This is a genomic window from Pseudomonas sp. SDO5271_S396, from assembly GCF_054071795.1.
In genome coordinates, this window is record NZ_JBSVWB010000058.1 from 14982 (window position 1) to 37835 (window position 22854).

Consider the following 22854-nt stretch of genomic DNA (forward strand, 5'->3'; position numbering starts at 1 on the left):
GCAATGGAACTGGCCCAACTGAAAATGGTGAGAGCCGTGGCGCAAACCGGCAGCGTGGCCCAGGCCGCCCAGCTCTTGCATTGCGTGCCATCCAACATCACTACGCGCATCAAGCAGTTGGAAAGCGAATTGGGCACGCCGCTGTTTATCCGCGCCGGTCGCGGACTGGCGATCAGCGCCGCAGGGGAGATTTTCCTGGATTACTGTGAGCGCATCCTGGCGCTGGTGGACGAGTCCAAGCGCGCCGTGGACGCCAACGCCATTCCCCGTGGCACCCTGCGCATCGGTGCCGTGGAGTCCAGCGCCAGCGGCCGTTTGCCGCCACTGCTGGCCGAATACCACCGGCGCTATCCCGACGTCACCCTTGAACTGGTCACCGGCGCCTGGGGCCCGTTGCTCGACGACTTGCAACACCACCGCCTGGATGTGGCGCTGGTGGCCTGCGGCAGCAAGCGCGCGAAGCTCGAACACAGCGTGGTCTACAGCGAGCGCCTGGTGCTGATCGCCAGTGCCTCCAGCGCGCCGATCCACAGCGCCGCCGACCTGGCCGGCCGCACCTTGCTGGTCTGGCCCACCGGGTGTCCTTATCGGGCGGCGCTGGAAAACTGGGTCAAACCCCACGACTTCAAACCGGCCATCGCCAGCTATGCCAGTTGGGGCACGATCATCGGTTGTGTGAGTGCAGGGATTGGCGTGGCGCTGGCACCGGAAGGCATCCTGGCCCGCTATGAGCAGGCCAATCAGCTGGCGTCCTACCGCTTCGACGAACTGCAAGCGGTGGACAACCTGCTGTTCTGGCACAAGGACACCCAGCGGCATCTGGCGCGGGATGCGTTCGCCGGGCTCTTGCGCGAAACCTTCGGCTGATCAGCTCTTCGGCGCAGCCAACCGGGTGTACTGGTCCTGCTTGATCCAGCCAGTGAACGAACGGTCATCGGCGTTGATGAACTCGACCTGGGCCCAGCCGTCCTTGTAGGCCAGCACGCCGACCACATCATTCTTGACGATGTACGGACGCTTGGCAGTGTTGGTACCCGGGTTTTTCAGCAGGTAGGCCTTGTCGGCGGCAACCGTGACCAGGCCGATCCAGTTCTTGTTGGCGGTCTGGCTCAGCTCCAGGCCGGTGGCGATTTCGGGCATCAGCACATTGAGGCAACCGGGATGCTGACGGCCCTGTTCCACGGTCAGGGTCACGCCATCGGACGAGGCGGCCACGCTGCCGGGAAAGACGTCTTTGCGCCAGGTGGTCAGCGCGTCGGGCTGGCCTTGCAGGTAGAACGAACAACTGCGGCTCACGCCCTCGCCCATGGCTTCGGTGTAGAAACCCTCCACCTGATGGTCCGGCGTGACCGCCAGCATCAACCCTTCGTACTTGCCCGAGTGCAACGAAGCAGTGCCTGCGAAGGCAGGTACCACGGCACACAACGACAGCACACCAATCGCGAGAAAACGGGTCATTTAATGTTTCCCTTCCAGTTTGTCATAGGCTTTTTTCATCAGGACGTCGTAGTTGCCGTAGTCCTCGCCGTTATAGTTCAAGGCCATGCCGGTAAAATCCTTGGCTTTCATGGCCTTCATCAAGGCCGGGCTCTTGCTGCAAAAACCGAGAAACGCCTTTAGTTGGTTGCCGGCATTCACCTTTAATGCCGCCGCGAATTCAAATACGGTCTTGTAACCGCACGAGGCATAGTTGAAACCCATGATCTGAAACATGCCCCACGAAGCCGACATCAACGCGGCCTCCTGGTCCAGGCCAAACGCGGTAGCCATGGTTTCCCAAGCCTTGGTCTGGTCCTTGTTATTGGTCTGCCACTGCGGCCCGGCCTTCTTCTTGTAGGGATAGGACAACAGCGGGTGAGCCTGGTCGTAGATGTGCTTGGTGTACTTGCGAAACAGATGCCCTTCGAAGGCGATCACCGGCAACTTGGCCGGCCCGAATCCCGAACGTCCGCCGGACTCCACGGTGGCGAAGGCCTTGATGATGTTCACGGAAATACCGTTGCCCAATTGTGTGGCGGCGTTCTGGAAGTCCGTCTCACTGAGGGTCATGCCCCCGTCGCACGTGGCCTGGAGCATCAATTGCCGGTTGCGTCGCTCGGCTTCGATCATTGCGCGCATGCGGTCCAGGTACACGTTGACCGTGGCCTGTACGGCGTCGCCGTTGTTATTGCCGAATACGTTGAGAAAGCTCGGAATGCGCATCGTCGGAAACGCCTTCACCGGCACCTTCACCGCTTCTTCGATCAAGCTGTTGAACGTGCGGCCCGTGGGGTCGATCACGCCGTCGGGGTGGGCATATTTGAGATGGCGGAACTGATACTGGCTGATGCACTGCACCAACTGGCCGTCGCACTTGCCGTTTTCGGCCAACGGAAAACCCAGTTTGGGAATGATCAAATTGAACAGGTACTGGATGCACTGCACATCGGCGGGCAAGTTGCGGGCTTTGCCCGGAGCGCCTACCGAAGCACTGATAAGACGGGGCAACCCTTGCAGGCTTTTCATGACAGACATCCTTGTTAGTTAAAGAAGTGATAGCACTTCAATATCAATTCCGCGCCCTTGTCATACTCTGAAACAAGTGGCTGGCGCAAACTAACAAGGCAGTTTTGGGTTGTAAAGCGACGGGATTGAAAGTTGTGAAAAGCTCGTGGGTTTTCCAGGCCTTTAATCCCGGCTCAATCAATAACCGTGTGACTCACGGAATTTCTGATACTTGTGGTAATCGATCCAATCGACCACGTCATAGGGCAGATACAGCTGGAGCCTGGCACGGGACACCGCGATGTAGACCGCACAAATGCGCTGGTCGAACTCATACGCATCCTTGAACTTCGTGTTGGTCAGCAGTTCGGGGGTCAGCAGGACCCGGTCGAATTCCAGCCCTCCGGCTTCCTGCGCCAGCATCAGCATGCAGCGCTGACCGGGACGGCCATTCGGCCTGTTCAAGCGGGTGACGTCGGACACGTAGAAGCCTTCTTCCAGCTTGGCGTCGATCCAGGCAAACGACGCATCGAACCGGGCTGCGTCTCGCACCTGACGCCAGTCCGCCATGTCGCTGAAGTACGGATGGGGGCCCTTCTCGGTGTAGTCATCGCTGTAGAAGTCCGGCTTGAACAACGCGATGGCGGTCATCATGAACTGCGTGAGATCGTCCTGCGCCGCCTTGTCCGCGAAGCTGAACGCACAATGGGCATCCTGCAACTGGATGGCCCACTTCATCGTGTCCCAATGGGAAGCGGTCAACACCACACAACCCTCGGGCGGCACGAAACCTTCCGGGTACAACTCGATGCCCACGTCCGCGTCGCGAGCGCCTTCGAACAGCTCCTTGCTCTTCTCGGTGTGAAGGCTGATCAACGGGTTGACCAGCCGCTCGATATTTCGACCCGAGCGCACCGAGAACGTGACGTTGCTCTGGCGCACTTCGCGCGTTCGCTTGGCCAGGGTGCCACTGGCCCGCTGGTACTCGTCTCCCAGTGTGATCAGCGCCTGCCGGCCACGCTCGATGATCTGCAACAGCGACGGCGGGATGTCCTGGCTTTCGTCGATCAGCACGTGGGTATACCGAGGCGGCACCACGCCACCGGCCAGACTGGCCCGCTTGATCATCAGCAGCGTCTCGAAGCCGGTCTGCCGACCCCATGCCGGGTTCGCCTCCAGGTACGTCCACAGACGGGCCGAATACTCCAGCAGCACCCGGGACTCGACGTTGGACAGCGCGAGCTGGAAGTACGGCAGGTGGCGGGCCGTCAATGTGTGGCTGGCGGAATGGCAATAGCCTTCAAGCACTTTGAGGCACAGGTCCAGCGTAGCCTGGGCGTCGTGCCCGCGAAAACCGAGGATATTCAGTTCCTGCGCCACCGCCCGCTTGCCTGGCAGGCGAGTACCTGGAGCCTGCGGTTGAGGCCTTGGACCGTACAACAGGCCCCTGGCAAACGCGGCGAAAGTCAGCACCGAACGCCCTTCGGGAGAGAGCCCCGTGCGTGCGCACAGCGTTGCCAGCTTGCCGCCGGTGCGCGCCAGCACCAGCGTGACACCGGGCCGCAGACACTCCACCAAGGCACCGATCAGATGGCTTTTGCCGATCCCGGCATAGCCCTGCACGTGCAAGTCTTCATCCAGATTGGCACGAAAGGTCCTGACCAGCTTGTCCTGCTCGGCACTCAGCCAGCGCTCGCGATGCCGGGGCGTGACCATCTGCTGGCGAAACGGATTATTGCCCTGAAGGTGGCGCAGCTTGTAGTCAAAGTCCCATTTGCCATCGGGTAACAAATAACCTTGCGCCCGAACCTCATCCTCAAGGAGAAAACGCAGCTTCAGCTTTTTGACGTTTTCCAGGCCGAAGTACAACTTGCGCGGGTCGAACAGACGCTGCGCCTCCGACTGCAAGCCTTCACCCCCTGCCTGCCGGTTATCGACAGCCCACCCCATCAGCCTGGCCAGCACCTTCTCCGCCGCGTCGGCGGTGAGGTCCTTTTCAGCCACTTGCGCCAGGTTCTGAATAACCAGAACCGCCGCCAGCTCCGGATCGGAGAGAGAGAGAAGGGATTTCGCGTCGGCCGCGTCCAACACACCTTTGGCGGTTTCAAAGGTGACAGGCAGGAAGACGGGGCTGGATAAGTCAAAGTGTTCCGGTTGCATACGTTCTCACGGCGGGGGAAGACACGGCGGAGGGTCAATCCCGGCCATAGGGGTCGTTCAGTGAAAGTTTACGCGGTTCTGGCGCGCGGACCATCCGGGGCGGCAGCGCATTGCGGACATCTCTGAGCCAGCCAAACTCGACCAATCTTGCGCGAACCAAGGGAGTCGAAACACCGAGGGTCAAACTCAAGTCCAGCAGTATCCTGTTGGCGGTGTCGATGTTATGCCGCTCATGATCGACATAGATATATCCGTGACCACGCCATTTGACTTCATAGTGCTCAAGCAGAGGAGCCAGATGGCTCGCCAGCGATTTCACCTCCTTCCATGGAGCAATATCTACACCCTTGGAAGTGGATGTCGCATCCCCAGCTGCCAGAACCAGACGCCGGATCAGACCTTTGGTGTTTTCCACTGCCAGGGCCTCGTTTTGTCCGCCTTAAAGTATGCCACCCTTCACGATATCAGCGTTTCGCTTGAGACCGCGTCCCCGGTTTTTCACCGGCTCAGCCCGCAGAATAAATATCCTTATAAAGAAAAAACGCAGGCGACCCTCGCTCTACCCAGGCATCCATGGCACGCCCCACCAGCGCAGGTGAAGCCGGCCCATAGGGATGCACGCGGGAGAAAAACAGTGTAGGCACAAACCAGATTTCCCCTGCCACGTTCAATTGAAGCTCCAGATAATTGATGACTTCGCCTTCATCCCTTTGCTCAAGCCTCATCACACTCACCGCCTCATTTCTGAGCTGTTGCGCATAGCCGCGCATGACAGAGTTGAGCACCACCACGCCGTGTGCCTTCAGCGAATCAACCAGATCCTCTAACTCAATTTCCGTGTCGTCCAGAACAGCTACTGTTTGCATGGCTTCATTCCATTGTGAAATAGTACGGCATAATGGCTTTATGCCTTAACCCTGTGCAAACTGCCTGTTCGCCATTTGGGCGTTATCGTAAAGGACTATGATGAAGCGCTTACTCTGCATACTCGCTATCACGTTGAGCGGCTGTTCGACCCCTTCCAGCTCGATTTACACCACAGGCCCGTCCTCATCGAACAACAATGGGCAGATCCGCAACTACGAAACCGTAGGCAACTTGCAAGCCAATGACGTTGCCTCCCACTTTCTGGCGGGTTATCGTTAGGGCAGTTCAAACACAGCGAGAATCCCTATGGATGATCACCCATCAACAGCCAGCCAAAACAGCTTGCCGACTGACATAGGGCCAGTGCTTGATGCCGTAACAGAAGAGTTAAAGGCCGAGTTTGCAAGACTAGAGCAGGTAAGGTGCCTTGAAGCCTCGACTAGAGCGTTAGAAGAGCTTATTGGCACATCGTGCGACACCGTAAATCCGGTCGGTATCACTCGGCACTTTTCCGAGACCCTGGCGAAAGTACGCCGCCTCATCAACTCTCTCGAAAACCAAATCAGTGTTTTCGGTTACACGCAACGCATACAACAAAAACTGAACTTCTGGACTGCCGTACTCAGAGCAATTCTGGACGCGCTAGCCAAACTTAATGCCCTCCTTGCTCACTCCCTCCGCGCAACCCTACGCATTCCCCTGCTCCTAGATGGCCCCGAACTGAGCGGGTACAAACACCGTCTTCGCTGATCTCCCCTCGAAAAATCTTTTCCTTTTTTCCTTTTCGAACGGGAGCTTTTCTCATGTCTATCAAAAAACGTCGTACTCGTTCCAGTCGCCATGGGCACCATGGAACAGCTGAATTACCCAGGCGAGTACCAGAGCGCAGGCATAGCCACACCACAGGGAAATCATGGCTGGATCGCTCGCTTGATCTAGCGAAGATAGCGGTCGGCGTAGGTCACCTGATTATCAGCTACTTTAAGTCTTGATCTAGGCAAAACGGGAGCACAGGGAGCCTTACGGCTCCCTCCTCTTCAGCAGCAAGGCGGTCATACTCACGGATAGGTCAAAAACTCTAACTCGTCACGCAGGATCAGCACGCTATCGGGTGCCTCTACGTATAGCCTGACTTTGCCTTCTCTGGTGACTTCAGAAATGGCGACGGTGATTCCATTGAGGATCAGGTCGCCCAGCTCTGCTACGTGCTCGGGCCTGATTGTAAGCCGAAGCCTTGGTCTACTTTCCTTGTCAGCATGAGTCTACCCACGGCTCTCTCCTTGATTAGTGGTGCAAGGGAGAGAGGTTAAACGCACTCAAGCAGATGCAATGCCTACATTGCCGCCAAAAAGCAGATATATGCACAAGAGTGATTGGTAGTGGCGGCTCACAGATGACACCGCAAACTGATTGGCTAGGATGGTGTGAGTAAAATGAACGAGGTAGGATTGCCAGCACGGTGCATCACTTAGATATACCTAAACGCTGTCACACTTCGAATTTTCTTTCTGATAAATCTTTTTAAAATCAAAGATTTATAAAATGGAGGCAACCCCACCAGCCACACCCCGGCACACAATGTTCCCGCTGTGGCTGCTGCCTTCCGGCTCTGACCAGGTTCACGGGTAATCGTTGCGGGGGGACCGATGGGGTCACCATAACGACACTTGCCTCTCGGCAAGCGGGGCCATTGTACCGATCTCATGGGAAGTTACAACCGCTGATGTCGGTTTAAAAATATGAAGAGGCTCAAGCACTTGTCGGTGCCCCCGAGCGCACCCTAACACCCTGTGGGAGCCGGGCTTGCCCGCGATACAGGTGACTCGGTGCATCTGGGCGACCATCGGGAGGCCATCGCGGCAAGCCACCTCGCACATCCAGCGAATTATTGAGCCTGTACCACCTCATCCGCCCGGCCACCCTCTTCCTGGATCACCAAGTGAATGAAGTGCAGCTTGGCGATGACCGCAGGCGGCAGGACAAAGGGGTAGAAATCCGGCTGGCCCATGCTGCGGGACAGTTCGTTGAGCATGCCGGCCAGCTCGATCCAGGCGTTGACGAATGACAGGAACGCCGGCCCGCCAGGGTGTGTCGGGTCGTAGAGGCTGGTGAGGGGGAACGGCTGGTAATCCAGGTCCATCTCGCGGGCGCTCATGCCGAAGCCAAGCGCGGTGTCGACGGCGTCCATCATGTGCAAGTAGTGGGCCCAGGTTTCGGCCCAGTCTTCCCAGGGGTGCATGGTGGCGTAGGCACTGACGCAGGTTTGTTGCCAGTCCGGGCGTGGACCGTTCTGGTAGTGCTGGTCGAGGGCGTCGGCATAACTGGCGCGTTCGTCGCCGAACAGGTGTCTGAAGGGTTCGATCCATTGAGTCGTGGCGATCAGCCGATCCCAGTAGTAATGGCCGACCTCATGTCGGAAATGCCCGAGCAGGGTGCGGTAGGGCTCGCGCATCTGGACCCGGACCTTTTCCCGGTGAGCGTCGTCGGCTTCCTTGATATCCAGGGTGATCAGGCCGTTGGCGTGGCCGGTCATGGGCACGTTGCCTTCCAGGTCGATACCGACGAAGTCGAAAGCCAGGCCGGTGCCCTCGTCGACGCTTTTGGGCACCACGGGCAGGCCGAGGCTGATCAACTGCGCCACCAGGCGGCGCTTGGCGGTCTCCACTTTGCGCCAGCGTTCGTGGTTTTCCGGGATGGATAGATCGGGGATGGTGCGGTTCAGGCTGCACGCCACGCACAGCGTGGCGGTGCTGTGGGCCGGGATCAGCCAGTTGCAGGCCGCCGGGGTGTCCAGGTTGGCGCAGCGGCGAAACGCCCCGGCTTCGTGGTTATCGTCTTGCAGCCAGGTGCCTTCTACCGGGCCCGGTTGCAGGGACGCCAGCCGGGCTTGCTGGGGCTGATAACCCAGCAGCGCCTGGCACGCCAGGCATTGGCTGTTGCGAAAGAACAGGGATTGCCCGCAGCGGCACTGCCACACCTTACTGTTGCGGCCTGCCGTGAACGGGGCGGCGATGCGCGAACTGAGCTGCTCGAAGTAGCGGAACATGGCGATCTCTCCCTGGAAGACAGAGACTAGATCAATTTCCCTTCGAAATCGTTCCGTACGCGTGTGGTGAGCGGGCAAGCCCGCTCACCACAAAGTCCCAATCAGACGGAGATGTTGTGTTTGGCGAGGAAGGCGACGAAGGCTTCTTCATCCAGCACTTTCAGGCCCAGCTCGCTGGCCTTGGCCAGCTTGGAACCAGCACCCGGGCCGGCGACCACGCAGTGGGTCTTCGCCGACACAGAGCCGGCCACCTTGGCGCCGAGGCTTTCCAGCTTGTCCTTGGCCACGTCGCGGCTCATCAGCTCCAGGGAGCCGGTGAGCACCCAGGTGTGCCCGGCTTCCGGCAAGCCTTCGACTACCTTTTTCTCGCTCTGCCAGTGCATGCCGAAGTCCTTGAGCTGTTGCTCGATGGCCAGGGCGTGGTTGGCGTTGTCCGGGTTATCGAAGAAATCGCGCACGGCCTTGGCCTGTTTCTCGGGCAACGCCTGGCGCATATCCAGCCAGTCGGCCTTGATCACGCCTTCCAGGGTGATGAACTTGTCCGCCAGTTTCTGCGCAGCACCCGGGCCGACGCTGGGCACGTGCAGCTTGTCGAGCAGGCCGCCCAGGGTGGTACTGGCGGCGAACTCCGCGCTCAACTCGCCCTGATCCTGCAATTGCAGCGCGCATTCATCCGGGGACAACAGCGCGCCGATGACGTCCTGGTTGTGACTGTCTTCGAAAAAACTGTGAATCTCATGCGCCACTTCCAGCCCCACATCCGGCAGGTAAGTCAGCACTTCCGGCAAGGCTTTCTGTACCCGCTCCAGGGAGGCCAGGGAGCGCGCCAGCACCTTGGCGGTTTCCTCGCCCACATCGGGAATGCCCAACGCGTAGATAAACCGTGCCAGGGTCGGGCTCTTGCTGTTTTCGATGGCGGTGATCAGCTTCTTGCTGGAGATGTCGGCGAAACCTTCCAGGTCGATGATCTGCTCGTACTTGAGTCTGTAGAGATCCGCCGGCGAGCCGATGAGTTTTTCGTCCACCAGTTGCTCGATGGTCTTGTCGCCCAGGCCGTCGATGTCCATGGCGCGGCGCGAGACGAAATGAATGATCGCCTGCTTGAGCTGCGCACCACAGGCCAGGCGCCCGACGCAACGGTACACCGCGCCTTCGCTGACGGTTTCCTTGCCCTTGCTGCGCTTGACCAGTTGCGTGCGCTCCACATGGGAGCCGCACACCGGGCAACTCTCGGGGATCTGCACGGCTCGCGCATCTTCCGGGCGACGTTCGGCGACCACCGACACCACCTGCGGGATCACATCACCCGCACGGCGGATGATCACGGTGTCGCCGATCATCAAGCCCAGGCGCGCCACTTCGTCCATGTTGTGCAAGGTGGCGTTGGACACGGTGACACCCGCGACCTTGACCGGTTTCAACCGCGCCACCGGGGTTACGGCGCCGGTGCGGCCGACCTGGAACTCCACGTCGAGCAGTTCGGTGAGTTCTTCCATGGCCGGGAATTTATGGGCAATGGCCCAGCGCGGTTCGCGGGCGCGAAAGCCCAGTTCACGCTGGGACGCAATGCTGTTGACCTTGAACACCACGCCGTCGATTTCATAGGCGAGGCTGTTACGTCGCTCGCCGATGTCGCGGTAATAGTCCAGGCAATCCTGAATGCCCTTGGCCAGCTTCAGCTCGTGGCTGATGGGCATGCCCCATTTTTTCAGCTGTTGCAGGTTGCCGATATGGGTGTCGCTGAGGTCGGTGGTCACACCGTAGCAGCAGAATTCCAGCGGGCGGCTGGCGGTAATCTTCGAGTCCAACTGGCGCAAGCTGCCGGCGGCGGCATTGCGCGGGTTGGCGAAGGTCTTGCCGCCGACTTCCAGTTGCGAAGCATTGAGCCGCTCGAAACCGGCCTTGGACATGAACACTTCACCACGTACTTCCAGGGTCGCCGGCCAGCCACTGCCGTGCAGTTTCAGAGGGATATTGCGTACGGTGCGCACGTTGACGCTGATGTCTTCGCCGGTAGTGCCATCCCCCCGGGTAGCGCCGCGCACCAACTCGCCATGTTCATACAGCAGGCTGACCGCCAGGCCATCCAGCTTGGGCTCGCAGCTGTACTCCACCGCCGCACCGCCGCCGAACAGATCACCTACCGGTAGGTCAAGGCCCTCGGTGACCCGGCGATCGAACTCCAGCATGGTGCTTTCATCGAACGCGTTGCCCAGGCTGAGCATGGGAATTGCGTGCCTGACCTGAGTGAACGCCGACAGCGCCGCACTGCCCACCCGCTGCGTCGGTGAGTCCCGGGTGACCAGTTCCGGATGCTCGGCCTCCAGGGCCTTGAGCTCGTGGAACAGTCGGTCGTACTCGGCGTCCGGAATGCTCGGCTCGTCGAGGACGTGGTAACGGTAGTTGTGCTGATCCAGTTCAGCGCGCAGTTCGAGGATGCGGGTGTGGGCGGCGGTCATGGGTGTTCTCTCATAAAGCAAAAGAGCAGCCGAAGCTGCTCAAATGTTGGTGCGCTTATGTTACTCAGCGTTTCTGGGTCAGGGCGCGACGCTCGAACTCGACGATGCGCTGACGGTAATGCTCGATGGTCTGGGCGGTCAGGACGCTGCGTTGATCGTCCTTGAGTTCGCCGTTCAGTTCCTGGGACAGCTTGCGCGCCGCCGCCACCATCACGTCGAAGGCCTGCTTCGGGTGACGCGGGCCTGGCAGGCCGAGGAAGAAGCTCACCGCCGGGGTGCTGAACAGGTCGATATCGTCCAGATCGAAGGTACCCGGCTTGACCGCGTTGGCCATGGAGAACAGCACCTCACCGTTGCCGGCCATGCTTTCGTGGCGGTGGAAGATGTCCATTTCGCCGAAGCGCAGGCCGCTTTCGAGGATGTTCTGCAACAGCGCCGGGCCCTTGAAGCCAGCCGCATCACGACAAATAACGCTGATCACCAGCACTTCTTCGGCCGCCGGCTGATCGCTCACGGACTGACGCGACGCCTGCTTGCCAATGTTCTCATCGGGGAAATCATCGTCGCGGCTGCTGAAGCTCGGACCTTCGTCCACGTCCAGGTTCAGGTCGCCCTGGTGGGGCTCGGCCACCGCAGCAGCAGCGCGTTTCCCACGCTTGGCGGACGGCTCGCGGGCTTCACGCACCGGCGCGCTCATCGACGGCAAGTCGTGCTCGTCCAGTTGCGGCTCCTTGTGGGTGTCCAGCACGCGGGACGGGCCCAGCAGCTCGGCATTGCCGTCGTCATCGGGCAGGTTGGACAGATTTCGGTCCAGACGGAATTTGAGCTTGCCCTTGCCACCGCGCATGCGGCGCCAGCCATCAAAAAGAATACCGGCAATGACAATAATGCCGATGACGATCAGCCACTCGCGCAGACCGATTTCCATGTAATCCCGTGCCTCTAATAAAAAATGCTGAAAAATAAGGGGTTTAGCACTGTGCAAACCGCTTTAAAACGTGGCGCCAACTCTATGTTCTGACTGACGTTTTGCCCACGCATACGCAAAATTGACATTAAACTAGCACGACCAAAGATAACTTTACACCGTCTGTCAAAATGCCTTCGAACAATTATGTCGTTAGGCCATCTTTACGCGACCTGCAAAAGACCTTACCGCGCGCCGAAAATTCTCCTGCAAAGCGCAGGTCAGGATTCCACCATCGCCATCGCTTCTTCCACATCCACCGCCACCAGACGCGAACAGCCCGGCTCATGCATCGTGACCCCCATCAACTGATCGGCCATTTCCATGGCGATCTTGTTGTGGGTGATATAGATGAACTGCACGGTCTGGGACATCTCTTTCACCAACCGCGCGTACCGTCCAACGTTAGCGTCATCCAGCGGGGCGTCAACTTCGTCGAGCATGCAGAACGGCGCCGGGTTCAACTTGAAGATGGCAAATACCAGGGCCAATGCGGTCAGGGCTTTCTCGCCACCGGACAACAAATGGATGGTGCTGTTCTTCTTGCCCGGAGGCCGCGCCATGATCGTCACCCCAGTATCGAGTAGATCTTCGCCCGTCAGTTCCAAGTAAGCGCTGCCACCACCGAAAACTTTCGGGAATAACGCCTGTAAACCGCCATTAATCTGATCAAAGGTATCCTTGAAGCGGTTGCGGGTTTCCTTGTCGATCTTGCGGATCACGTTCTCCAGGGTGTCCAGGGCTTCGACCAGGTCGGCATCCTGAGCATCCAAATAACGCTTGCGTTCGGATTGCTGCTGGTATTCGTCGATGGCCGCGAGGTTGATCGCACCGAGGCGTTGAATACGCGCGGCGATGCGCTCAAGTTCTTCTTCGGCCTCTTGCTCGCTGGCCTGGGCGGTCAGGGTGTTGAGCACGCCGTGCAGGTCGTAGCCGTCCTCCAGCAACTGGTCTTGCAGGGTTTTACGGCGCACAGTCAGGGCCTGCCATTCCATGCGCTGTTGTTCGAGCTGGCCGCGGATCAGCTGGGATTGCTGCTCGGCCTGGGTCCGGCGTTTTTCCGCGTCGCGCAGTTCACGGTCTGCATCTTCGAGAGCGATCTGCGCGGTCTTGAGTTCTTCGTCGACAGTCATGCGCTTGTCGAGCAATTCCTCGAGCTTGAGCCGCAGCTCTTCCAGCGGCGCTTCGCCCTCCTCCAGGTTGAGACTCAATTGCTCGCGCTTTTCGGTGAGGCGTTCGGACTGCATCTCCAGACGCTCAAGGGCCTGGGCCGTCGACGCGTGCTGGGCTTTGAGCGAGCCCAGACGCACCGCCAACTGATGGGCGTGGTCCTTGTGCTGACGGGCTTCCTGGCGTACGCGATCCAAGCGTTCACGCAGACTGTCACGCTGGGCCAGCAGCAATTCGCGCTGCTCGGTGTCGAGAGCCATGCTGTCGAGCGCGTCCTGCAAATGCACACGCGCTTCGCCGATCTGTTCGTGCTCCAGGGCACGTTGCTCGCCCATCTCGGCAATTTCTTCATCGAGACGGGTGCGACGCAAGGACAATTGCTCCACCTTGGCCTTGCTCGCCGAAAGCTGGGCCTTGAGTTCGCCTTGCTGACGCGCCTCGTCCTGCAACAGGCGACGCAGGTGTTCGCGGCCGGTTTCCTGCTGGCGTTGGGTGGCGCGCAGGGTTTGCAACTGGGTTTCCAAGCCCTCAAGGGTAGCTTCGCGTTCTTCACGCTCAGCGATCAGGTTGACGATTTCCTGGCCACGAGCCAGCACGCCGCTTTCCGCTTCACTGGCGCGGCGCACCCGCAGGAAGTGCCGCCCCACCCAGTAGCCATCGCGGCTGATCAGGCTTTCACCGGCAGCCAGCTGGCCGCGCTGAGCCAACGCGTGTTCCAGGGAGTCCACCGGTTTGACCTGGCCCAGCCACGGTGCCAGATCAATCGCGGCCTCAACCTTGTCCAGCAGGCTGCCCGGCACCCGCGTGCCGTCCGCCGCCGGGCTGAGCAAACGCAAATCGCCCTGGGCGAAGCCTGTCAGGTCAAAACCGCCGAAATCATCCACCAGCACCGCTTGCAGGTCGGCACCCAGTACGGTTTCTACCGCCAGTTCCCAGCCAGCTTCGACTTTCAAGCCTTCAGCCAGGCGTGGGCGCTCGGCCAGGTGCTGGTCGCGCAGCCACTCGGCGGTGCCGGTGCCGGGGTCCAATGCCGCTTGCTGCAAGGCTTCGAGGGAGGCCAGGCGACCATTGAGGCGCTGCAGATCGCCCTGGGCCTGTTGCTGCGCCTGGGTTGCCTGTTGCAATTGCTGACGCAGTTGCTCCAGGCGTTCCACTTGCTGCTCTTCGCTGGCCTCCAGCTCTTCCAGGGTCATCTCGCTTTCAGCCAGTTGCTCGCTGAGTTCCAGGATCGCGGCATCTTCCGGGTCGGCGGAGAGCAACGCGCGCTCTTCCTGCATGCGCCGCTGGCGTTCGGCCAGGCGCTCCATGCTGGTTTCCAGTTGCTGGATGCGCGACTGCTGCACTTCGGCCTGGCGGCGTGGCTCAGCGGATTGCAGGTTGAAGGCGTCCCACTGCTCCTGCCAGCCGTGCATGGTGGTTTCGGACTCTTCCAGCGCAGCGGCGGCTTCTTCGGCGGCGGCACTGGTGACTTCCTGCTCGGGCGTGAGCATGTCCAGCTCTTCGCCGAGCGTCAGCAGCAAGGTGCGGTCATGGCCCAGGTGAGACTCGGTCTCCAGGCGCGCGCGCTCGGCTTCTTTCAAATCATCCTGCAACTGGCGCAAGCGCTGCTGGCCATGCTGGATGCTTTGCTCGACGCGGGCGATATCGCCGCCCACCGAATAGAAGCGCCCCTGCACCAGATTGAAGCGCTCGGACAGGTCATGGTGCCCGTCGCGCAGGCGTTCGATGCTGGCGTCGGCATTGCGCTGTTCGGCCACCAGGGCTTCGAAGCTGATTTCCTGGGTGCCGATGATCGCTTCGCGCTGACCCACCTGGTCATTCAGCGCCTGCCAGCGCAGGGCCGAGAGCTGCGCCTTGAGTTGGCGTTCTTCGGCCTTGTATTCCTGATACTTCTCCGCTGCCTGGGCCTGGCGATGCAAGCGTTCAAGCTGGCGCTCCAGCTCTTCACGCAGGTCGGTCAGGCGCGCCAGGTTTTCGTGGGTGCGGCGGATACGGTTTTCGGTCTCGCGACGGCGCTCCTTGTATTTGGAGATGCCGGCGGCTTCTTCGATAAAGTTGCGCAGGTCTTCGGGCTTGGCCTCGATCAGCTTGGAGATCATGCCCTGCTCGATGATCGAGTAGCTGCGCGGGCCCAGGCCAGTGCCCAGAAAGATGTCGGTAATGTCCTTGCGGCGGCACTTGGCGCCGTTGAGGAAGTAACTGTTCTGACTGTCGCGGGTCACTTTGCGGCGAATGGAAATCTCGGCATAGGCCGCGTATTCGCCGATGAGAGTGCCGTCGGAGTTGTCGAACACCAGCTCGATGCTCGCCTGGCTCACCGGCTTGCGGCTGGTGGAGCCGTTGAAGATGACGTCGGTCATCGACTCGCCGCGCAGGTTTTTGGCCGAGCTCTCGCCCATCACCCAGCGGACGGCGTCGATGATGTTCGACTTGCCGCAACCGTTGGGCCCGACCACCGCCGCCATGTTACTGGGGAAGTTCACCGTGGTCGGGTCGACGAAGGATTTGAACCCCGCCAGTTTGATGCACTTGAGCCGCACGTTTAGGCGTCCGCCAACGCAGCGATGATCAACGAGCAACTGCGCTGGCCGTAAGCCGACAGCACCAGGCGAATTTGCACCAGGTCACGGGCCAGGACGGCGGCGAGCAGTTGCTCGAACAACACCAGGTATTCGCTCATCGAGGCCTTGCGCTGGTCCAGGGCCAGGTAATAGGCACGGTTCATCGCCGGCTGCAGGTTCTCGACAGTCTCTTGCAGATACGGGTTGTTGGCGAAGGGGTACGCCGGGCGCATCACATTGAAGCTTTCGGCGACGAAGGCGCGGATGTCCTGACGGTCGTAGGCGCTGACCAGACGCTGCTGGATCTGCAGGAACGGCGCCATGTCGGCGTGGCTCTGCCAGCCGCTGGCAACCGCGTTGGCCAGCAGGATGTACAGCTCACCCATCAACGTGCACAGGCTCTGCACCTTGTGGGCGGTGAGTTCGGTGACGTGGGCGCCACGGCGCGGCAGGATCGCGATCAGGTGGCGACGTTCGAGAATCAGCAGGGCTTCGCGCACGGAACCACGGCTGACGTTCAGCGCCAGCGTGACCTTCTGTTCCTGGATCCGCTCCCCAGGCTTGAGTTCGCCGCGAATGATACGTTCGGCGAGGTGGTGAGCGATTTGCTCGGCGAGACTGTCCGGCGCCTTGAACGTCATGTTTTCCCTTCAAAATCATCTATCGGTACAAGCGCGGCAGTGTAGCGCAAATGCCCGGCTGATGGCGCTAGGCCCACGCGGCTGAATTTGGCATGAAACACGCAACCCTTAAAGCCTGGAAATCGCCAAAAACGCCGGTTCCAGGAGACTGGACCATACTTGAACAGGTTGTAATCGCAATTTCCTGACCTTTCGGTCAGAAAATCATTGACCGAAAAGTCAGACATGACTAGATTCGGCGCAAAGCGGTTAACAACAATAATGAGTCTGCGAGGCCTTCCGTGATCCAGTTTTTACTCAACCAGGAACTCCGTAGCGAGCATGCCCTGGACCCCAACCTGACCGTGCTCAACTATCTGCGCGAGCACCTGGGCAAATCCGGTACCAAGGAAGGCTGCGCCAGCGGCGATTGCGGTGCGTGCACCGTGGTGGTCGGCGAGTTGCACACCGATGAACAGGGCACCGAACAGATTCGTTATCGCAGCCTCAACTCGTGCCTGACCTTTGTGTCATCCCTGCACGGCAAACAACTGATCAGCGTCGAAGACCTCAAGCACCAGGGCCAACTGCACAGCGTGCAACAAGCCATGGTGGAGTGCCACGGCTCGCAGTGCGGCTTTTGCACCCCGGGCTTCGTGATGTCGTTGTTTGCCCTGCAAAAGAACAGCGACGCCCCCGACAGCCAGAAAGCCCATGAAGCCCTGGCCGGCAACCTGTGCCGCTGCACCGGCTATCGCCCGATCCTGGCCGCTGCCGAACAGGCGTGCTGCAACAAACCGCAAGACCAGTTCGACAGCCGTGAAGCCCAGACCATCGCGCGCCTCAAGGCTATCGCCCCCACCCAAACCGGCGAACTCAACAGTGGCGACAAACGTTGCCTGGTGCCCCTGACCGTCGCCGACCTGGCCGACCTCTACGACGCCTACCCGCAAGCCCGTCTGCTGGCCGGTGGTACCGACCTGGCGCTGGAGGTCACCCAGTTCCACCGCACGCTGCCAGTGATGATCTACGTCGGCAATATCGAAGAAATGAAGCGCATCGAGTCCTTCGAGGATCGCCTGGAGATCGGCGCCGCCACTGCCCTTTCCGACTGTTACACCGCGCTGGACCACGAATACCCGGACTTCGGCGAACTGCTGCACCGTTTCGCCTCGCTGCAGATCCGCAACCAGGGCACCCTGGGCGGCAATATCGGCAACGCCTCGCCGATTGGCGATTCGCCGCCGCTGCTGATTGCCCTGGGCGCGCAAATCGTGCTGTGCAAGGGCAACACCCGCCGCACCCTGGCGCTGGAAGACTATTTCATCGATTACCGTGTCACTGCCCGCCAGGACAGCGAGTTCATCGAGAAGATCATTGTGCCCAAGGGCCACGCGCAGTTCCGTGCCTACAAAGTCTCCAAACGCCTGGACGATGACATTTCCGCAGTCTGCGCCGCCTTCAACCTGACGCTCGACAACGGTGTGATCAGCGATGCCCGCGTGGCTTTCGGTGGCATGGCCGCTATCCCGAAACGCGCCAAACACTGCGAAACCGCGCTGATCGGCGCCACCTGGAACGCCGCTACCGTGGAAAAGGCCTGCGCCGCCCTGACCCAGGACTTCACCCCGTTGTCGGACTTCCGCGCCAGCAAGGAATACCGCCTGCTCAGTGCGCAAAACCTGCTGCGCAAATACTTCATCGAACTGCAAACGCCGCACATCGAGACTCGGGTGACCGCTTATGTCTAACCATCACGCCGTCGTTAAAACCCAGGCCGAACTCGCCGAGCTGTTCGCCCAGGACCTCACCTCCGGGGTGGGCCGCAGCGTCAAGCATGACAGTGCCGCCAAGCACGTTTGCGGCGAAGCCCAGTACATCGATGACCGCCTGGAATTCCCCAACCAGTTGCACCTGTATGCGCGCATGTCCGACCGCGCCCACGCGAAAATCCTCAGCATCGACACCGCGCCCTGCTATGCCTTTGAAGGCGTGCGCATCGTCATCACCCATGAAGACGTGCCGGGCCTGAAGGACATCGGCCCGTTGATGCCCGGCGATCCGTTGCTGGCAATCGACACCGTACAGTTTGTCGGCCAGGTGGTGTTGGCGGTTGCCGCCCGCGATCTGGAAACCGCGCGCAAGGCGGCGATGGCCGCCGTGATCGAATACGAAGATCTGGAGCCGGTGCTCGACGTGGTCGAGGCGTTTCGCAAGAAGCACTTCGTGCTCGACAGCCACACCCACCAGCGCGGTGATTCGGCGGGCGCACTGGCCACGGCGAAACACCGTATCCAGGGCACCCTGCATATCGGCGGCCAGGAGCATTTCTACCTGGAAACCCAGATTTCCTCGGTGATGCCCACCGAGGACGGCGGCATGATCGTCTATTGCTCCACCCAGAACCCCACTGAAGTGCAGAAGCTCGTGGCCGAGGTGCTGGACGTGTCGATGAACAAGATTGTCGTCGACATGCGCCGCATGGGCGGTGGTTTCGGCGGCAAGGAAACCCAGGCGGCCAGCCCGGCGTGCCTGTGCGCGGTAGTCGCACGCCTCACCGGGCAGCCGACCAAGATGCGTCTGCCACGTGTCGAAGACATGCTGATGACCGGCAAGCGCCACCCCTTCTATATCGAATACGACGTGGGCTTCGACGACAGCGGGCGCCTGCACGGCATCAACCTGGAGCTGGCCGGCAACTGCGGCTGCTCGCCGGACCTGTCGAACTCGATTGTCGATCGCGCGATGTTCCACTCCGACAACTCGTATTACCTGGGCGACGCCACGGTCAACGGCCATCGCTGCAAGACCAACACCGCCTCCAACACCGCCTATCGCGGCTTCGGCGGCCCGCAAGGCATGGTGGCCATCGAGGAAGTGATGGACGCCATCGCCCGCCATCTGGCCCTCGACCCGCTGGAGGTGCGCAAGGTCAACTACTACGGCAAGACCGAGCGCAACGTCACCCACTACTACCAGACCGTCGAGCACAACATGCTCGAAGAAATGACCGCCGAGCTTGAGGCCAGCAGCCAATACGCCGAGCGCCGCGAAGCGATCCGCCTGTACAACGCCCACAGCCCGATCCTGAAAAAAGGCCTGGCCCTGACTCCGGTGAAATTCGGCATTTCGTTCACCGCCAGTTTCCTCAACCAGGCCGGTGCCTTGATCCATATCTACACCGACGGCAGCATCCACTTGAACCACGGCGGCACCGAGATGGGCCAGGGCCTGAACACCAAGGTCGCGCAGGTGGTGGCCGAGGTGTTCCAGGTGGAAATCGACCGCGTGCAGATCACCGCGACCAATACCGACAAGGTGCCCAACACCTCGCCAACGGCGGCCTCCAGCGGCGCCGACCTGAACGGCAAGGCCGCGCAGAACGCCGCCGAAACCATCAAGCAGCGCCTGGTGGAATTTGCCGCACGCAAATACGACGTGAGCGAAGCGGATGTGCAATTCCACAATGGCCATGTGCGCGTGCGTGACCAGATCCTCACGTTCGAGGCGCTGATCCAGCAGGCGTATTTCGCCCAGGTCTCGCTGTCTAGCACCGGCTTCTACAAGACCCCGAAAATCTACTACGACCGCAGCCAGTCCCGTGGCCGACCGTTCTACTACTTCGCCTTCGGCGCGGCCTGCTGCGAAGTGATCGTCGACACCCTGACCGGCGAATACAAGATGCTGCGCACCGACATCCTCCACGACGTGGGCGCCTCGCTGAACCCGGCCATCGACATCGGTCAGGTGGAAGGCGGTTTTGTGCAGGGCATGGGCTGGCTGACCATGGAAGAGCTGGTGTGGAACAACAAGGGCAAGTTGATGACCAACGGCCCGGCCAGCTACAAGATCCCGGCCGTGGCCGACATGCCTCTGGACCTGCGGGTGAAGCTGGTGGAGAACCGCAAGAACCCCGAAGACACGGTGTTCCACTCCAAGGCCGTGGGCGAACCGCCGTTCATGCTCGGGATCGCCTCGTGGTGCGCGATCAAGGATGCGGTGGCGAGCCTGGGTGATTATCGCCATCAGCCGAAGATCGATGCGCCGGCCACGCCGGAGCGGGTGTTGTGGGGGTGTGAGCAGATGCGGCAGTTGAGTGTTGCGAAGGTGGTTGAGGCTGATACCGAGATGGCTTCGCTCTAGACCGGGGTGCTGCCATCGCAGGCAAGCCAGCTCTCACATTTGGAATGCATTCTCCTGTGGAAGCTGGCTTGCCTGCGATGGCGGCCTGACTGACAACAGTAATGTTGAGGTGAACATGAACAACTGGATCAGCGCCCTCGCCAACTTACAAAACAGCGGCGAACCCTGCGTGCTGGTGACCATCATCGAAGAACTCGGCTCCACACCGCGCAATGCCGGTTCCAAGATGGTGATCAGCGCCGCGCAGACCTTCGACACCATTGGCGGCGGGCACCTGGAATACAAGGCGATGCAGATCGCGCGGGATATGCTCGTGCGCGGCCAGCAAAACACCCATCTGGAGCGTTTCAGCCTGGGGGCCAGCCTGGGCCAATGCTGCGGCGGCGTGACCGTATTGCTGTTCGAGCCTATGGGCCAGGTTCAGGCGCAGATTGCGGTATTCGGCGCCGGCCATGTGGGGCGTGCGTTGGTGCCGCTGCTGGCGAGCCTGCCGTGTCGGGTGCGCTGGATCGACTCGCGTGATCAGGAGTTTCCGGAGCATATCCCCCAAGGCGTGCGCAAAATCGTCAGCGAAGAGCCGGTCGATGAAATTGCCGACCTGCCGGTGGGCAGTTACTGCATCGTCATGACCCACAATCACGCGCTGGACCTGGAACTCACTGCCGCCCTGCTCAAACGTAATGACTTTGCCTACTTCGGTCTGATCGGCTCGAAGACCAAGCGGGTCAAGTTCGAACACCGCCTGCGTGATCGCGGCTTCGACACCGCGCAGTTGCAACGCATGCGCTGCCCCATGGGCCTCGCCGAGGTGAAGGGCAAACTGCCGGTGGAGATCGCCATTTCCATCGCCGGCGAAATCATCGCCACCTACAACGCCAATTTCGGCCAGCACACCGCCAGCGCCGAACCCATTGCCAAACTGCTGCCGGCGTCACGCCGCAGCCAAGCCCTTTGAATCGAGATGACCATGCCTTTGACTCGCAAAGCCTACCGTGCCGCCCTGCTGCACAGCATCGCCGACCCTGCGCACGTGGGCATCGAAGCATCCTATGAGTATTTCGAAGACGGCCTGCTGGTGATCGAAAACGGTCAGATCAGCGCCATCGGCCATGCCAGCGATTTGCTGCCGACCCTGCCCGCCGATATCGAAATCACCCATTACCAGGACGCACTGATCACCCCCGGCCTGATCGACACCCATATCCACCTGCCGCAAACCGGCATGGTCGGCGCCTATGGCGAGCAGTTGCTCGACTGGCTCAACACCTACACCTTCCCGTGCGAAAGCCAGTTCGCCGACAAGGCCCATGCCGAGGAAGTCGCGGATATTTTCATCAAGGAACTGCTGCGCAACGGCACCACCACCGCACTGGTGTTCGGCAGCGTGCACCCGCAGTCGGTGAACGCGTTCTTCGAAGCGGCTGAAAAACTCGACCTGCGCATGATCGCCGGCAAGGTGATGATGGACCGCAACGCGCCGGACTACCTCACCGACACCGCCGAATCCGGCTACCAGGAAAGCAAGGCGTTGATCGAGCGCTGGCACGGCAAAGGCCGCCTGCACTACGCGGTCACCCCACGGTTTGCGCCGACCAGCACGCCGGAACAACTGGCACTTGCCGGGCAACTGCTGGGGGAATACCCGGATCTCTACATGCAGACCCACATCAGTGAGAACAAGCAGGAAGTCGAGTGGGTAAAAGAGCTGTTCCCCGAGCGCAGCGGCTACCTGGACGTGTACGACCATTACAAGCTACTGGGCGAGCGCTCGGTGTTTGCCCACGGCGTGCACCTGTGTGATGACGAGTGTGCACGGCTGGCAGAGACGGGTTCTGCGGTAGCGTTCTGCCCGACTTCGAATTTCTTCCTGGGCAGTGGTTTGTTCAACCTGCCGATGGCCGAGAAACATAAATTGAATGTGGGCCTGGGAACGGACGTTGGCGGCGGCACCAGTTTCTCACTGCTGCAAACCCTGAACGAAGCCTACAAGGTCATGCAATTGCAGGGCGCGCGGTTGAGTCCGTTCAAGTCGCTGTACCTGGCCACCCTGGGTGGCGCGCGGGCACTGCGCCTGGAAGACAAGATCGGTACGCTGCAACCGGGGACGGATGCGGACTTTTTGGTGTTGGATTACAACGCTACGCCGCTGCTGAGCTATCGCTTGAAGCAGGCGAAGAACATAGCCGAGACGTTGTTCGTGTTGATGACCCTGGGGGATGACCGGACGGTGTTGCAGACGTATGCGGCGGGGCAGCTGGTGCACCAGCGCTAAAACCACAAAACCCAATGTGGGAGCGGGCTTGTGTGGGAGCAGGGCTTGCCCGCGATGCAGGCACCTCGGTCTTTCAGTTAGACCAAGGTGATGCCATCGCAGGCA

At 60.5% G+C, this 22854-nt stretch carries 17 protein-coding genes and 1 other RNA gene; 6 read left to right on the forward strand and 12 right to left on the reverse strand.

Translation table 11 applies throughout. The features are described from left to right. Positions 1–3: 3 nt before the first annotated feature. On the forward strand, positions 4–867 hold the full coding sequence (locus ACW9IN_RS26570) for a LysR family transcriptional regulator (protein WP_457368637.1): 864 nt from the start codon (positions 4–6) through the stop codon (positions 865–867). Here the strand turns inward: ACW9IN_RS26570 and ACW9IN_RS26575 are convergent, their stop codons facing one another. From ACW9IN_RS26575 to ACW9IN_RS26595, 5 genes are all read right to left on the reverse strand, one after another. After that, entirely contained in the window at positions 868–1458 is a 591-nt protein-coding gene (locus ACW9IN_RS26575) for a hypothetical protein (protein ID WP_457368638.1), read from the reverse strand. Continuing rightward, entirely contained in the window at positions 1459–2505 is a 1047-nt protein-coding gene (locus ACW9IN_RS26580) for an N-acetylmuramidase family protein (RefSeq protein WP_457368639.1), read from the reverse strand. 177 nt (positions 2506–2682) lie between these two features. After that, positions 2683–4644 carry a hypothetical protein gene (locus ACW9IN_RS26585; RefSeq protein ID WP_457368640.1) on the reverse strand — a complete coding sequence of 654 codons (1962 nt, stop codon included), beginning with the start codon at positions 4642–4644 and terminating at the stop codon, positions 2683–2685. Between the two features lie 34 nt (positions 4645–4678). Then, the gene (locus ACW9IN_RS26590; RefSeq protein ID WP_457368641.1) at positions 4679–5059 is read right to left on the reverse strand and encodes a hypothetical protein; all 381 of its coding nucleotides are present in this window, start codon (positions 5057–5059) and stop codon (positions 4679–4681) included. A 91-nt stretch (positions 5060–5150) separates the two neighbouring features. Continuing rightward, entirely contained in the window at positions 5151–5510 is a 360-nt protein-coding gene (locus ACW9IN_RS26595) for a hypothetical protein (RefSeq protein ID WP_457368642.1), read from the reverse strand. A gap of 307 nt (positions 5511–5817) precedes the next feature. Between ACW9IN_RS26595 and ACW9IN_RS26600 the strand changes: the two genes are divergently transcribed. Continuing rightward, positions 5818–6261, forward strand: coding sequence for a hypothetical protein (locus ACW9IN_RS26600; RefSeq protein WP_457368643.1), 444 nt, complete (start codon positions 5818–5820; stop codon positions 6259–6261). 802 nt (positions 6262–7063) lie between these two features. On the opposite strand, the gene ffs is transcribed toward ACW9IN_RS26600, so the two are convergent. The 7 genes from ffs to ACW9IN_RS26635 all read right to left on the reverse strand — a co-directional run bounded on the left by ffs (position 7064) and on the right by ACW9IN_RS26635 (position 16582). Then, an RNA gene (gene ffs / locus ACW9IN_RS26605) (signal recognition particle sRNA small type) lies at positions 7064–7160 on the reverse strand. Positions 7161–7396: 236 nt separating this feature from the next. Then, positions 7397–8557, reverse strand: a complete 1161-nt coding sequence (locus ACW9IN_RS26610) for a zinc-binding metallopeptidase family protein (protein WP_457368644.1) — start codon at positions 8555–8557, stop codon at positions 7397–7399. 101 nt (positions 8558–8658) lie between these two features. Further along, positions 8659–11016 (reverse strand): NAD-dependent DNA ligase LigA, encoded by a 2358-nt coding sequence (ligA, locus tag ACW9IN_RS26615; RefSeq protein ID WP_457368645.1) that lies wholly within the window; start codon positions 11014–11016, stop codon positions 8659–8661. 64 nt (positions 11017–11080) lie between these two features. Next, positions 11081–11944 carry a cell division protein ZipA gene (zipA, locus tag ACW9IN_RS26620; RefSeq protein WP_457368646.1) on the reverse strand — a complete coding sequence of 288 codons (864 nt, stop codon included), beginning with the start codon at positions 11942–11944 and terminating at the stop codon, positions 11081–11083. 260 nt (positions 11945–12204) lie between these two features. Beyond that, the gene (gene smc / locus ACW9IN_RS26625; protein ID WP_457368647.1) at positions 12205–15693 is read right to left on the reverse strand and encodes a chromosome segregation protein SMC; all 3489 of its coding nucleotides are present in this window, start codon (positions 15691–15693) and stop codon (positions 12205–12207) included. 2 nt (positions 15694–15695) lie between these two features. Next, complete coding sequence (locus tag ACW9IN_RS26630) at positions 15696–16355, reverse strand: GntR family transcriptional regulator (protein ID WP_457368648.1); 660 nt, start codon at positions 16353–16355, stop codon at positions 15696–15698. Then, a complete protein-coding gene (locus ACW9IN_RS26635; protein ID WP_457368649.1) occupies positions 16352–16582 on the reverse strand; it encodes a hypothetical protein in 231 nt (76 codons plus the stop codon). Before ACW9IN_RS26635 ends, ACW9IN_RS26630 begins: the two co-directional genes overlap by 4 nt. Positions 16583–16636: 54 nt before the next feature. Here ACW9IN_RS26635 and xdhA point away from each other — a divergent pair, with 54 nt between their 5' ends. The 4 genes from xdhA to guaD all read left to right on the forward strand — a co-directional run bounded on the left by xdhA (position 16637) and on the right by guaD (position 22749). Next, complete coding sequence (xdhA, locus tag ACW9IN_RS26640; protein WP_457368650.1) at positions 16637–18085, forward strand: xanthine dehydrogenase small subunit; 1449 nt, start codon at positions 16637–16639, stop codon at positions 18083–18085. Beyond that, the gene (gene xdhB / locus ACW9IN_RS26645) at positions 18078–20477 is read left to right on the forward strand and encodes a xanthine dehydrogenase molybdopterin binding subunit (RefSeq protein ID WP_457368651.1); all 2400 of its coding nucleotides are present in this window, start codon (positions 18078–18080) and stop codon (positions 20475–20477) included. The genes xdhA and xdhB overlap by 8 nt, the downstream gene beginning before the upstream one ends. 115 nt (positions 20478–20592) lie before the next feature. Then, entirely contained in the window at positions 20593–21432 is an 840-nt protein-coding gene (gene xdhC, locus ACW9IN_RS26650) for a xanthine dehydrogenase accessory protein XdhC (protein ID WP_457368652.1), read from the forward strand. Positions 21433–21444: 12 nt separating this feature from the next. Next, positions 21445–22749, forward strand: coding sequence for a guanine deaminase (guaD, locus tag ACW9IN_RS26655; protein WP_457368653.1), 1305 nt, complete (start codon positions 21445–21447; stop codon positions 22747–22749). Positions 22750–22854: the final 105 nt, after the last annotated feature.

Coding starts and splice junctions, on each gene's coding strand:
- ACW9IN_RS26570 (WP_457368637.1), top strand. CDS start 4: ATGGAACTGGCCCAACTGAAAATGGTGAGAGCCGTGGCGCAAACCGGC.
- ACW9IN_RS26575 (WP_457368638.1), bottom strand. CDS start 1,458: ATGACCCGTTTTCTCGCGATTGGTGTGCTGTCGTTGTGTGCCGTGGTA.
- ACW9IN_RS26580 (WP_457368639.1), bottom strand. CDS start 2,505: ATGAAAAGCCTGCAAGGGTTGCCCCGTCTTATCAGTGCTTCGGTAGGC.
- ACW9IN_RS26585 (WP_457368640.1), bottom strand. CDS start 4,644: ATGCAACCGGAACACTTTGACTTATCCAGCCCCGTCTTCCTGCCTGTC.
- ACW9IN_RS26595 (WP_457368642.1), bottom strand. CDS start 5,510: ATGCAAACAGTAGCTGTTCTGGACGACACGGAAATTGAGTTAGAGGAT.
- ACW9IN_RS26600 (WP_457368643.1), top strand. CDS start 5,818: ATGGATGATCACCCATCAACAGCCAGCCAAAACAGCTTGCCGACTGAC.
- ACW9IN_RS26610 (WP_457368644.1), bottom strand. CDS start 8,557: ATGTTCCGCTACTTCGAGCAGCTCAGTTCGCGCATCGCCGCCCCGTTC.
- ligA (WP_457368645.1), bottom strand. CDS start 11,016: ATGACCGCCGCCCACACCCGCATCCTCGAACTGCGCGCTGAACTGGAT.
- zipA (WP_457368646.1), bottom strand. CDS start 11,944: ATGGAAATCGGTCTGCGCGAGTGGCTGATCGTCATCGGCATTATTGTC.
- ACW9IN_RS26630 (WP_457368648.1), bottom strand. CDS start 16,355: ATGACGTTCAAGGCGCCGGACAGTCTCGCCGAGCAAATCGCTCACCAC.
- ACW9IN_RS26635 (WP_457368649.1), bottom strand. CDS start 16,582: ATGTCTGACTTTTCGGTCAATGATTTTCTGACCGAAAGGTCAGGAAAT.
- xdhB (WP_457368651.1), top strand. CDS start 18,078: ATGTCTAACCATCACGCCGTCGTTAAAACCCAGGCCGAACTCGCCGAG.
- xdhC (WP_457368652.1), top strand. CDS start 20,593: ATGAACAACTGGATCAGCGCCCTCGCCAACTTACAAAACAGCGGCGAA.
- guaD (WP_457368653.1), top strand. CDS start 21,445: ATGCCTTTGACTCGCAAAGCCTACCGTGCCGCCCTGCTGCACAGCATC.